At 46.6% G+C, this 12744-nt stretch carries 9 protein-coding genes; 1 reads left to right on the forward strand and 8 read right to left on the reverse strand.

Features of this window, described 5'->3' with window-relative positions; all coding sequences use genetic code 11:
• Positions 1-136 precede the first annotated feature (136 nt).
• The 3 genes from HQQ92_RS12405 to HQQ92_RS12415 all read right to left on the reverse strand — a co-directional run bounded on the left by HQQ92_RS12405 (position 137) and on the right by HQQ92_RS12415 (position 4748).
• Positions 137-1858 carry a phospho-sugar mutase gene (locus HQQ92_RS12405; protein WP_173245696.1) on the reverse strand — a complete coding sequence of 574 codons (1722 nt, stop codon included), beginning with the start codon at positions 1856-1858 and terminating at the stop codon, positions 137-139.
• 170 nt (positions 1859-2028) lie between these two features.
• A complete protein-coding gene (locus HQQ92_RS12410; RefSeq protein WP_173245698.1) occupies positions 2029-3567 on the reverse strand; it encodes a hypothetical protein in 1539 nt (512 codons plus the stop codon).
• Between the two features lie 194 nt (positions 3568-3761).
• Positions 3762-4748, reverse strand: coding sequence for a TerC family protein (locus tag HQQ92_RS12415; RefSeq protein ID WP_173245701.1), 987 nt, complete (start codon positions 4746-4748; stop codon positions 3762-3764).
• 690 nt (positions 4749-5438) lie between these two features.
• On the opposite strand from HQQ92_RS12415, the gene HQQ92_RS12420 reads away from it, so the two are divergent.
• A complete protein-coding gene (locus HQQ92_RS12420; RefSeq protein ID WP_173245704.1) occupies positions 5439-7064 on the forward strand; it encodes a peptide MFS transporter in 1626 nt (541 codons plus the stop codon).
• A 25-nt stretch (positions 7065-7089) separates the two neighbouring features.
• Here HQQ92_RS12420 and HQQ92_RS12425 read toward each other — a convergent pair whose 3' ends face one another.
• The 5 genes from HQQ92_RS12425 to HQQ92_RS12445 form a co-directional block, all read right to left on the reverse strand.
• On the reverse strand, positions 7090-7329 hold the full coding sequence (locus tag HQQ92_RS12425) for a DUF3624 domain-containing protein (protein WP_105249662.1): 240 nt from the start codon (positions 7327-7329) through the stop codon (positions 7090-7092).
• A 35-nt stretch (positions 7330-7364) separates the two neighbouring features.
• Positions 7365-8510 (reverse strand): 2-alkyl-3-oxoalkanoate reductase, encoded by a 1146-nt coding sequence (oleD, locus tag HQQ92_RS12430; protein ID WP_173245706.1) that lies wholly within the window; start codon positions 8508-8510, stop codon positions 7365-7367.
• A 149-nt stretch (positions 8511-8659) separates the two neighbouring features.
• A complete protein-coding gene (gene oleC / locus HQQ92_RS12435) occupies positions 8660-10516 on the reverse strand; it encodes an olefin beta-lactone synthetase (RefSeq protein ID WP_173245709.1) in 1857 nt (618 codons plus the stop codon).
• Positions 10516-11427 (reverse strand): alpha/beta fold hydrolase, encoded by a 912-nt coding sequence (locus tag HQQ92_RS12440; RefSeq protein ID WP_173245712.1) that lies wholly within the window; start codon positions 11425-11427, stop codon positions 10516-10518. The genes oleC and HQQ92_RS12440 overlap by 1 nt, the downstream gene beginning before the upstream one ends.
• Positions 11428-11595: 168 nt before the next feature.
• On the reverse strand, positions 11596-12645 hold the full coding sequence (locus tag HQQ92_RS12445) for a 3-oxoacyl-ACP synthase III (RefSeq protein ID WP_028760522.1): 1050 nt from the start codon (positions 12643-12645) through the stop codon (positions 11596-11598).
• Positions 12646-12744: the final 99 nt, after the last annotated feature.

Raw genomic sequence — 12744 nt, forward strand, 5'->3', positions numbered from 1 at the left:
AAACCTTATTCGTACAATTCAGGACAGAATCATTAACGGGCGACAACAAGAATAAAACAAGGCTACTGACAGCATGATGTCAGTAGCCTTTTAATAAAAGTGAATTTTGGCGTTTTAACTTAACCAGCAACCAAGATTATTTTGGCAAACTGGTTTGATGTGCCTGAATAAAATCATCCATAGCTTTGCTCGCCCTCGCTTGGGCACTGGCTAAGGTATCTGTATCAACCATAGTTTCTACCACTTCGTAGTAGCACTTAATTTTAGGTTCTGTGCCAGATGGTCTGACGATCACCCGAGCCCCGCCCGCTAAGCAGTAAGTCAATACATCGCTCGGTGGTAAGTCGATTTTCTCAACATTTCCATCGGCAAAACGACGCTCAAGTGCCTTTAAATCATCGGTTGAGAGCACATCTAACTCACCAATCTTAACCGGTGGATGCTCGCGCAAATAGGCGCCAATATTGGGCGTGTCAGGTTTTAGCGCAATGCTCACCTGCGCATTGAGATGGAAGCCATGCTCACGGTAAATTTGCTCGAGTCTGTCCCAAATCGTTTGCCCCTTCGCCACCAGCTCGGCAGTTAATTGGGCGAATGCCACCAGCGCCGACAAGCCATCTTTATCCCACACCATACTGCCCACCGTATAGCCAAGGGCTTCTTCATAGGCAAACAGGAACTGATCCTCAGGCGAAGTTTTTGCAATCCCCACATTCATCAGCCACTTAAAGCCGGTGAGCGTGGTAAAGCTTTGCGTGCCAAACCCTTGAGCAATTTTAGATAACAGGCTCGATGACACTATCGTTGTGCCCGTAAGTCGTTGATTATCTTTAGCGTGAGATAGCAAGTAATGTCCAAAGAGCACGCCGACTTGATCGCCCGTCAACATCTGATACTCGCCATCCTCTTTACGCACTGCAACCGCAAAACGGTCGGCATCGGGATCGTTAGCACAGGCGAGCATAGCGCCGTGTTTTTTCGCCTCGGCAATCACTAAATCCATCGCACCCTTTTCTTCAGGGTTTGGGAAGTTAACCGTCGGGAAATCGCCATCGGGTTCACGCTGGGAGGCAACCGAATACACTTGGGTGAAACCTGCATCTTTCAATACCGTTTCGGCCATTTCAGCACCCACGCCGTGCATGGCGGTATAGGCTAAACTGACCTTTTCAGGAGCGGTATGGTTTTGCAGCACCTCAGCTTGCTGAACGCCATGACGATAGCTTTGGTAAAAATCGTCCTGCAGGATAATTAACTTACCTTGTTTTACCGCGTCATCATGCTCTAAAAACGGAATCGCTTGATTTGCGGCGCGCTCAATTTGCGCGGCAATACCAGAGTCGTGGGGCGGAATAATCTGCGCGCCATTCTCCCAATAGACTTTATAGCCATTGTATTGCGGCGGGTTATGACTCGCGGTCACCACAATGCCCGCTGCCGCATTAAAATGTTTTACCCCAAAGGCCACCAACGGCGTTGGCGCTACTTTGGACGTTAAGCGCACCTTAATCCCCATAGCGGTGAGCACACTCGCCGCATCATGGGCAAAATTGAATGAGTCGTGGCGGCCATCATAACCAATCACCACGCCACGCTCGGCTGCATCTTTAATCTGATCAAGTAGATATGCACCAAGACCAGCAGAGGTTTGGCGGATCACCAAACGGTTCATCCCCATAGGCCCAGCACCGACGACACCGCGTAATCCTGCGGTGCCAAACTCCAAGCGACCCGCAAAGCGCGCTGCGAGTTCGGCATCATTGCCACTATCAATTAGGGTTTGTAACTGGGCTTGAGTGCGAGGGTCTGGATCATTTTCAAGCCAATGGTTTACCTGTAACTGTAGATGGGTACTCATATCACGCCTCATTGAAAATCATTTGCAATCACCTTAGGAAAAAGCACGTAGAAGAACAAGCTAATTTGCATTAATTTCAAAATGAGCCAAGGGTATTGCCATAAAAAACGCACTATCTAACAGGTAATGCCAGATAGTGCGTTGGTGTTAACCTTAAACAAACTTCAACATTAACGAGAGGGTAAAGTGCCATCAAATACACGCACTTTGATATTCTTTTTCAGGTTATCTTGGTCTTGTTGCCATTCTTGCCACTGGGTGAGACTGATACTAAGCTGCAATGAAAAATCAGTAGAAATCCACTGTTTTTGCCCTTGAGTATATTTAGGTGCAGGGACTATGTTACTGGGTCCAACGAAGGACGCAGAACACATAAAGGTTTTGAAATACACTTGGTCAATCGATAAATCGAGGGCGCTGGGCGATGTTAAACATTGACCACTGCCCGGCTCTTGATACGAGGCAAATTGGTACAGGATTGCTGGTGTATTATTGGTACTATCAGGAACTGAAGCAGTTTGATGGCAAGATAAACAGCTACTTAATGCATTATCCGCAGGGCCATTTAAACGCCCATTACACCCTAAGTGTCCCGCATTGGTGTGCTCATTCAAACGGCCAACGACCTCTTGAAATACGGCGCTATCCTTAAGCCCTGTGATTGGGTTTTGAGGGAATGCTGCCGCTCCCACTGTTGCTGGCGGCGTGTCATTCCCCCACATTAATCCCAGAGGTGAGATACGATCCCAAGGATTTTTCTCTTTCGCTTTAAACTGACCATCGGCGACAAAAGTGCCATAGGCCCAGCCCACGGGTGAACGGCTGTCGCGCACTGCAATATCAAACTGCAATAAGTACACATCGGCGACAGAGCGCGGGCATTGCTCTGTTTCCTGTTGGAAACTACAGGCACTGCCATCGGCGTTTTTACATACACAGAAATCACTGGCACTGATATTGGCTTGCCAAACAGGTACATTTTCAAGGAAAGGATAGTTATTAGGCGTTGCAGTAGTAAACAATAACTTGCCAATCACACTGCCTTCATTAAATGCAAAATTTTGCTGGGGCATCACAGGTGATGGTGCCCCCGTCCATACCTTGCCAATGCTGTTTGCCGCCTGAGGATTATAAAAACCCACCGCCCACATAGTGGTTTTAAGGGAGCCTTGGCCTTTTATCTCCATAGTAACGGGGGCTTCTCGGGTCAAGCCATGGATAAATTCCCGCCCACTCATGGGATCATAGGTCTGATAGGGAATATGGTACCAAGAGCGCACCTTGTTGTTACACAGATCCCAGTCTTTACTGACATCGCCTTTGTCGATGTTTCCCTCTTGGATGTACTTCATCACAGCCCAGAGGTATTGCTCAGCTTGGGTATTTTTATCACTTTCACTCAGATTTTTATCGAAGGGATTGAATTTAAGCCAAGGTGCAGCGCTATCTGGTTTGGCACTCGAATAAGCATCACTGAGGCTAAAAATAGGCCCCTTCCAGCCAGAATAAGCTTGGTTGATGATGACTTGATTGTCCCACATACCTGTTTTTGTAAAAGCAGGATCTTGGAAGTAACTTGGATAGGCTCCAGTACAGGTTGAATTTGCGCTAAATCTAGTGTTAGGCGATTGCTCATCTGCAGCTTTTGCGTTGACTGCGGTCAATGAACAAACGGTGAGCAGAAGTATGGCGGTAATGTTGAGTTTCATAATATCGTCCTTGAAGAGTATTAGTCCTAAAAACTCCCTTTGTGAGCCAAAACTAACAACGGCTCGAATTAAGCATAGACTAATTTTTAACATCTTCTGTAAAGCTTAACGATTCACATATTAAGGATATAAAAAAGGCCGTTTAGCATGACTAAACGGCCGAAACATATTGCTTATTGGACTAGCCGTCCAAGCTATTTCTCAACTTCTTGCCCGCGCGTCTTCCACAGCGAATACAAAACACCTAAGACTAACAGACCAAAAGTCACACCAAGGGACACTGCTGTTGGGATAGTAAAGTCCACTATTCCCTCGTGATTGAAATACACTAAACCCACTTTCACCCCAATAAATACTAATACCACTGACAGCGCATATTTAAGGTATTCAAAACGATGCACCATAGCAGCCAACGCAAAATACAAAGCACGTAGCCCCAGAATCGCGAAGATATTCGAGGTATAGACGATGAAAGGATCTTGGGTAATCGCAAAAATAGCTGGAATGCTGTCGACTGCAAACACCAAATCCGCGGTTTCCACTAAGATCAACGCTAAGAATAACGGCGTCGCCCACCATCCTTTTGTTAACTGATGCTCTTCACCCCGTACCCAGAATTTTTCTTTATGTAGCGTTGGCGTAAAACGCATCTTAGTGCGTAACCATTTATAAAACTTATTGTCTTGGATATCACCGTGCTCATCGTTTGAGAAGAGCATTTTCACGCCAGTGAAAATCAAGAAGAGTCCAAATAGCACAAGTACACCTTGATACTGGGCAACAAGCACAGCACCAAGACCGATCATAATGGCGCGCAACACTATTACGCCCATAATGCCCCAGAAGAGCACTCTATGTTGGTATAAACGTGGGATACCTAAGCTACTGAAGATTAACGCGATAACAAATACGTTATCCATAGACAGTGATTTTTCAATCAGATAGCCCGTTAGGTATTCCATACCGGCGGTTGAACCCTTGTACCACCAGAGCCAGGCCCCAAACAATAAGCCCATACAGATATAAAAGGCTGAAAGCTTTAAACTTTCAGCCACGGTAATTTCATGCTGATCCTTGTGCAATACGCCAAGGTCAAAGGCTAATAACGCCAGCACAAAACCGAAAAACATTAACCAAACCCAAAGCGGGTAACCCACAAATAGGGTGGTAAAAAACTCCATAAGTCTCCTTAGTAACACATAACGACTGATCTAAATCAGTAAAGTTGAGCAGATAGACATTGACTCATTGTAGAAATATAAACTGTGAAATCTTATATGAAAAATGCAACTATCAAGATTAAAATTCTTTTACAATCAATATAATTATGGTGCTTATTTATACTTATGCCTCGAATAAGTTCACTTCCCAATCACAGCGCTTCCCTAAGAAAATCATCTAACCCACCCATTTGTGACATTCCTTTAGATAGCAGCCTCGAACAAGCGCGTAGATGCTCTACCAATAATGCAAAATTGCTATCAATCATAAAACTTACACTATCCATTAAACGACGAAATACAGCTAAATCAAGGCTAAAGCCGCTAAGATAAAACTGCCACAGTTGAATTATGGCCACTATTTAGCACTCATTTCTTAACTGAAAATGAATTAATTTAACCGCTTAGTATTGCTATAGCGAGCCTTAAAGAACGGCTAAAAATGTTAGTTATACAAAATATTCATCACTTTCAAGACCCTTGGCTGTTCCATATCATCCGAGTGTGATTAACTGCTGCAACAGCGCCGTCTTTTAGCGATCAAAAGCGCCGCGATAATCACAAATAATGAAAAATAATTAATAAAATTCATTACGATAAAATGAATCATTAGCTGCTCGGCGCATAAAGTGCCAGCATTGGGAGTCTTAAGTGTCAATAGAACAAAACCCGCCGCACGCAATGCAGGGCCAACAAGGCTCGCCCCCAGCTGAAATGCTATTTGGGCATCCTAAGGGCTTATTTGTCTGCTTTTTTACCGAAATGTGGGAACGCTTCTCTTTCTACGGTATGAAAGCATTACTGTTTCTTTACCTGATTAAATATCATCTATTTACCGATGAATTTGGTTACAACGTGATTGGTGCTTACGGTGCCTTAGTGTATGCCATGCCCGTAGTGGGTGGCTTATTGGCCGACCGCTATATCGGCATGCGCAAAGCGGTGATCTTTGGCGGTGTTTTATTGGTGCTCGGCCACTTAGGTATGGCCTTTGAAGGCCATCAAGCGGTTATCGTTGCGGGTGAAGTTCAACGGGATGAACAAGCGCTGCAAGTATTCTATTTATCCCTCGCCTTAATCATTGTCGGTGTGGGCTTTTTAAAACCCAATATTTCCACCATAGTCGGTCAGCTTTATCCTAAATCATCCGCTAAGCGAGATTCTGGTTTTACCATTTTCTACGCGGGCATCAACTTAGGCGCCACCTTAGCCCCGCTAATTTGCGCTTATTTAGGTGAAACCTATGGCTGGAAGTACGGTTTTGGTTTGGCAGGTTTAGGGATGTTAGCAGGTTTGTTGGTGTTTATTCGTGGCAAAAAACATCTGCAAGGCTTCGCCGAACCCAGAGATCCTGCGCGGATTTTAAAGAAAACCGCTGGCATAACGAAAGAACAATGGATTTACTTAAGCGCAATTGGCAGCGTAATCATAGTCTGGGGGTTGATTCAAACCCACTCCCTCGTACTTTCGATTAGCAGTTTATTACCCGCTGTGAGCCCAGTGATTTGGTTCTTGCACTCAGTATCACTAGTGCTCGCCCTCGGGATTGGCTGGTTCATGGTGAAACATTGTAATCCGATTGAACGTCAACAGATGTCGGCTTTGCTGCTTTTCATCGTTGCGGGTTTGGTCTTCTTTGGTTTATATGAGCAGACCTATGGCTCTTGGGTAGCATTTTCGGACCGTGTGATGGACCGTAACATGCTCGGTCTCGAATGGAGCGCGGGACAATTGACCTTCCTCGGTGCTTTCTTTGTGATCAGTTTGTCGCCTATCTTCGCTTGGCTGTGGCCAGCCCTCGCCCGTAAAAATTGCGACCTAAGCAAACCGGTTAAAACCGCACTCGGTATTTTGTTCGCGGGTTTATCCTTTATGGTGCTTGTGCTCGGGATCCAGATGCCGCTAAGCAGTGGCTTAGTGAGTATTTGGTTCTTAGTCGCGGCTTATTTTGTATTAGAAATCGGGGAGTTATTGTTGTCGCCCATAGGCTTATCTGCCGTGACTCAGCTTTCGGTAAAACGCGTAGTCAGCCTGATGATGGGTGCTTGGTTCCTCGGCACTTCATACTCTGAAATCTTAGCCGCCGAATTAAACAAACTCGCCGCGATTGATACCCAAGGCGGCGTGATAAGTGAAGTACCGAGTGCGATGGCGCTATACGAACAACTGTTTATCTTCTCGGCGCAAATTGGCGTGGTGATGGCATTAGTCTTCTTTGCCCTTGCGCCATTAATGAAAAAAATGATGCACGAGAAAATGGCAACTAACTCAGTTTAAGCATACAAACAAAAAGTCAGTTGGCTTACTTTCGCCCTCTGAGGCGACGGTAAGCCAAGACGATGAGGTGCAAAGCAAGTAACCCCGTAAAAGCCGCGCAGAAAAACAGTAATGCAATCGAGTTTACATCCCTAGGCGCATCACGATAAAGCCACCACCACAGCGGCCAGCCAATGGCCGATAAAGCCGTAAGCTGCCACATACAGCGTTTGCAGCGACCAATCTTTTGCCTGAAAATTGACGTTTTACAATCACCGCAACTCATAAATCCCCAATAGCATGATGGCAGTATATCTAAAACTAAAGCGACACTTTAAGCCTTGCCATCCCTTGATTAATAGAGACGAGCGCACGATAACCTAAATCTCGTTTAGCTGCGCTGATATCAAAATAATGGCTGCAGGATAACTGCCGTGCGACAAAACGCGTCATCATGGGCTCTTCTTGCTTCTTTAGGAGGTAATGTATACTTTCCAATACTGCGCCTACTACATAGGCCACAGATTGAGGCACACGCTTAGTCACCGGCGGCAAAGCATCGCAGGCCAAAATCAGATTGAGCATTTTGGCCATAGTGATGGGTTCATCATTACTCAGAAAATAGGCTTTCCCCTGACACTTAGGCTTTGCTTGGCACAGTTCTAGCGCGGCCAGCACATGGGCATAGGCGGCGTTGTCTATGTAGATGGTATCGACTAGCTTATCTTCGCGGCCAACCAGTTTAAGCTTACCTAAACGCCCGCGCGACAATACCCGAGGCACTAGATGGGGATCGCCAGGCCCCCATATCAAATGCGGCCTGAGTGCGACGGTTTTTAACGCATAGGGTGCAGTGGCTTGAGTCGTCACTTGGCTAGATACTTGAGTCACATCAGGATTCTCAAGTGGCATGTCACCCACTTGATTGGCATCAAGCATCATCTTTTCAGCGATCGCTTTAGAGTGGGCATAATGATTCAAGAATCTTGTAGCATAGGGAGTAGACTCATCAATACCCGATTCATCCTGCCCTGAAAAGGTCACACTCGGGGTACTGGTGTAGACTAACTTATCTATTTTTAATGCCTTACAAGCGGCAATCACATTGGCTGCGCCCTTTACATTCGGGCAAAAATAGCTGTCTCTGTCACCCCAAACACCCGCTTTAGACGCCACATGGAATACGATATCGCAGCCTTGCATCGCCTGTTGCAGCAGATCTTTATTGACTAAATCACCTTGCAGCATGACTACGCCCAGTGCTTCAAGTTCGGGATAATGCCCACGGGCAAAACCTGTGACTTTAATGCCCGCGGTTAACAATCTCAGGCAAATCGCTTTACCTAAAAATCCCCCCGCCCCCGTGACAAAGGCGTGTTGCACCCTAAGCGCGAGCTGCGCAAGTGCCGTTTGTTCAGCCGTATCAAATTGGGCAAGCGTCGTGCTCTTGATTGGGTCTTTCGTCATTAAGGGTATCCATTTCAGCACATTTACATGAACTTAAAGTCGGTGTAATAAGTTTAAAATAAGCACAAGGGCTTAAAAATAAGCGAGTTTGTTCAAATGAACACAGAATATAACGTAAAAAATGCAGGAAAAAGCCGTGGAGTTTTAAATCAACCTTTCGTTTGTGATTGTGCCCAAACGGCTAATTTTTCTCTAAAAATCTTGGCATTATGCCGCACATCCACAGGGAAATCAGGATGGATAAGAAACCGCCTTATGCCCTGAGTCTGCGTAAATTGCTCGGCGATGGCGATCAAATCTTGGTACAACTGCTGACTCTTATTGCACACCAATGACTGGTCGAGTTCGATACAAATTAACGGCTCTATCTCGTTCGCCACTTTCACTCCCACTAAAGCGGAGCGCTTCACATTGGGATGCGTATTAAAAATGCGCTCGCAGGGAATGGAATAATAACGTTTAACAAACAATCCGTTAAGAGTGGCGTCGACTCTGTGGGCCTTACGACCACACATCCACAGAAGACCTTGATCATCAAGGTACCCCAAATCGCCCATGCGGTGTCTAACGGTATTGGTTGACGAGTCCCAAATCTTGGCCGCCGCAGTCGCGCGTTTGCCTTGGCTTTCGTTTTGGCTAGCGTGCTGACTATTGTTTAGATAATAGGACTGACTCACCATAGGCCCCTGCACGACGATCTCGCCGATTTCACCGTTATTTAGCTGTAAGGCATCATCCCACTCGGGAATAACCTCTTCGCTGATAGCAATAATGCGAATCGTCACGCCATCGATAGCGCGACCGACACAGATACCACCGCCGTTATCTGTGATGTCAGTCGTGGCAAATAACGCATCGCTGGCAATCATACTAATAGGCAAAGATTCGGTTGCGCCGTAGGAATTTAAAATCGGCACACCTTGGCTCAGCATCTTACTAAAACGGGCGATGGAGGCAATGGTGGCTGGCGCACCCGCGGAAATCACCCGCTGTACGCTAGGCAATTTATGCTGTTTTTGTTCCCCCGCGCGGCCTAAACGTTCGAGCAAAGCGGGATTAACAAAAATATTACTGCATTGATATTTCTCAATCGCGGCAAATAGAAATTCAGGATTAGCAGTAATAGGTTTGCTGGCATCCATTTCTGGAACGATAGACGCCATGCCAAGTGCGGGACCAAAGAGTGAAAACAGCGGAAAAGTGGCTAAATCGCGCTCGCCATGGCAAATGCCATAATCGTTTTTTAGCGCTTGAATTTGTGCCTCAAACATACCATGGCTATACACCACCCCCTTAGGCGTGCCAGTGCTGCCACTGGTAAATAAAATCGCCGCTATCTCATCAGATTTAAGCATCACCATGGGATATTCAGACTTTGGAGCAGAAGATTGCACAGAGGTGCTTTGCAGCAGAGTCGATAAACTTATCGCACCAGTACTGATACGGATTAACTTTGCCGCTAAGCCTGTTTTGCCGTCATCAACATTGAGTAATGACTTAATACTGCCCTTTCCCCAACCAAATAGACGTCTAGCAATATGAGCCTTGGGAATACCGATAAAGGCATCGGGTGCGGCTTCAGCAAAACACTGTTTAAGATTGCGGATCCCCATGCCGGGATCAACTAAAATAGGAATAATCCCCGCTTTAAACAGCGCAAAAGTAAGTGCAAAAAAATCCAAACTCGGCGTGACCATAAGCACAGCCTTCATGCCGCGCTCAATACCATGCGCGTTCAGCGCAAAGGCTATCGCATCGCTTTGTCTGTCTAGATTAAGAAAATCCAACTCGCTGTAACGCAAATTCGCCACAGAAGCGCCCTGAGCGCTTTGTACTGCTACTGCAAGATGGTGGGGAATGGCATGGGCGGCTTGCTTGAGATGACGACAAATATTAGCATCACTGGCTATTGCTGACGCAGAAGTGCCACTTAAAAGTGACTTTTCCAACGGCGTCACTAAAGAAGCAACCAAAGGAGCCACTTCAGTCTCAAGCAAGGTCGACATTAACCTGCGGCCTGTTCGGACGGCGCCGCTTCTACGTGGTCGTCAGCCATAAAGCCTTTGATATGGGCAATCACTTCATCGCTGGCATCTTCCAAAATGTAGTGACCACAATCGGCAAATTCATGCACGGTCGCATGGGGCATGTGTTGGCGCCATTTCGCTAAAAAGTGCTTATCGAATACAAAGTCCTTGAGACCCCAGCAAATCAGGGTCGGCACTTTAGCAAATTTAGGTAAACTCGCAGCAATATCAGAGACTAATTGATAATTTCTATCGCCTTCACGCAGTGGAATATCCTGCACAAAACGCAGCGTCGAAATGCGATTGGCCCAAGAGTTAAACGGCGCGACATACGCCTCGCGAATGTATTTCGACATCGGCTGGCGCTTAACACCCACATAGGAAGCAATGGACGAAAAGGCATTGAAACCGCGTACCAACACTGTGCCTAACAGGGTATTACGACAGATCCACAGCGGCCAAGGAAACGGTTTAGTCTCGGGCAAATGGAAAGCGCCCGTGTTCAATATCACTAAGCGTTTAATGCGCTCAGGATAACGCGCCGCATAACCCATGCCTATCATGCCGCCCCAGTCGTGTACGACTAAGGTAATGTTTTCTTTCACATTCAGGCTATCGAGCAGGGCTTCGAGATCATCGATACGGTTCTTAAGGGTATAGTCATAACCACTGTCGTCTGGCTTATCCGACAGGCCACAGCCGATATGATCCGGCACTATGCATTGGTGAGTGTCTTTTAAGGCGCTAACAAGATTACGGTAGTAAAACGACCAACTAGGATTACCGTGAACCATCACCACAGGCTCGCCTTGGCCCTGGTTGATATAATGTAGCTTGTTGCCATTACGGCTAAGAAAATGACGTTTAAAAGGCAACAGAGTGTCTAACATGACGCTTCCTATCTTGATTCTTTATGAGAGCGAATAACGGGTTATGTACAGCTGGCTTAGCTTATCGACTGAACTAAAGACTAAGCTATCAACTGAATCATGGACTTACTGGGTTGACTCGAATGTATGCCAGCCATCAAGCAAAGGCGTGAAAAGGTGCAATGCACCCTACCACTTAATGCCTAACATCATGCAATTCAATCCACTGCCTATGCCTAAAAAGCTCACTTGATCGCCCGCTTGTAAAAAGCCTTGATCGTGCGCCATCGCAGCGGTCACAGGTAACGACACTGTGCCCATATTGCCCAGCAGCTGATACGTTGGAAATTCTTTTTCGGGGGGGATATTGAGCGCACTCAGTACTTGCTTACGATTTGAAGCGCCTACTTGATGGCAAATCACTTTGTCCACTTGCTCAACCAGCCAATTACGCTGCTCAAGGAAATGCTCCCAAGTGTGCTTCGCCAATTCAACGCCTTCTTTAAGCAAGGTAACGGCATCGGTACGCATAAACTCGCGATACAGGTTATGCCCCACTTCCTGCAGACCCCATTGACACAACTGGTGATGCTCAGGCGCCGATAAGTGCGATGCCCCCAGCAATTGATGCTGACGCACATTTGTCAGCGGCAAGCTGCCATCGGTAAGGATCACCGCCACGGCACCAGAACCACCGGTTAAGGTCGCCAGTGACTGGGCAAAATTCTGCATGGTCGGATCGGCCAACATGTTATCGATAGTGACATCGACAATATCCCGCGCCGACTCACAGGACACCACCATACCCGCCTTGATTTGACCCAACTCAATACGGTTCGCGATATCTAAAATACCCGATAACACCCCAAGACAAGCATTACTGATATCGTAAATCGCAGTGTCTTTTGACACACCCAATTCGGCAGCAATACGACACGCGGTCGCGGGCTCATGTTGATCGCGGCACACGCCGGTATAGACAACCGCACCTAAATCGGCGACATCAATCCCAGTTTCAACCATGGCTTTACGGGCAGCTTTAATCGCACCGTCGGACAATTGATGTCCTTTTGGCCACCAGCGGCGTTCGGTAATCCCAGTCAATGCGGCAAGCTGTCCCATAGGAATACGGAACTTTTGATACAAAGGAGCAAGACGAGACTCTAGCTCACTACTGGAAACCACAACAGGCGCCAGTTCATAGGCCAGGCTATTAATAAATACGCGGGAATATTTCATGAAACTGTTTTATTCGCTCACTAGAATGACTGACCAGCAGGTCAGCTTTCAGTTGTTATTCGTCATTAATGCGACATTTGAACAAGAAAAGCCCGATGA

It is taken from the genome of Shewanella sp. DC2-4 (assembly GCF_013248875.1).
Taxonomy (GTDB): domain Bacteria; phylum Pseudomonadota; class Gammaproteobacteria; order Enterobacterales; family Shewanellaceae; genus Shewanella; species Shewanella oncorhynchi.

Bases quoted from the DNA above. Each gene is read 5' to 3' on its own strand.
- HQQ92_RS12405 (WP_173245696.1), bottom strand. From the start codon at position 1,858: ATGAGTACCCATCTACAGTTACAGGTAAACCATTGGCTTGAAAATGAT.
- HQQ92_RS12410 (WP_173245698.1), bottom strand. From the start codon at position 3,567: ATGAAACTCAACATTACCGCCATACTTCTGCTCACCGTTTGTTCATTG.
- HQQ92_RS12415 (WP_173245701.1), bottom strand. From the start codon at position 4,748: ATGGAGTTTTTTACCACCCTATTTGTGGGTTACCCGCTTTGGGTTTGG.
- HQQ92_RS12425 (WP_105249662.1), bottom strand. From the start codon at position 7,329: ATGAGTTGCGGTGATTGTAAAACGTCAATTTTCAGGCAAAAGATTGGT.
- oleD (WP_173245706.1), bottom strand. From the start codon at position 8,510: ATGACGAAAGACCCAATCAAGAGCACGACGCTTGCCCAATTTGATACG.
- oleC (WP_173245709.1), bottom strand. From the start codon at position 10,516: ATGTCGACCTTGCTTGAGACTGAAGTGGCTCCTTTGGTTGCTTCTTTA.
- HQQ92_RS12440 (WP_173245712.1), bottom strand. From the start codon at position 11,427: ATGTTAGACACTCTGTTGCCTTTTAAACGTCATTTTCTTAGCCGTAAT.
- HQQ92_RS12445 (WP_028760522.1), bottom strand. From the start codon at position 12,645: ATGAAATATTCCCGCGTATTTATTAATAGCCTGGCCTATGAACTGGCG.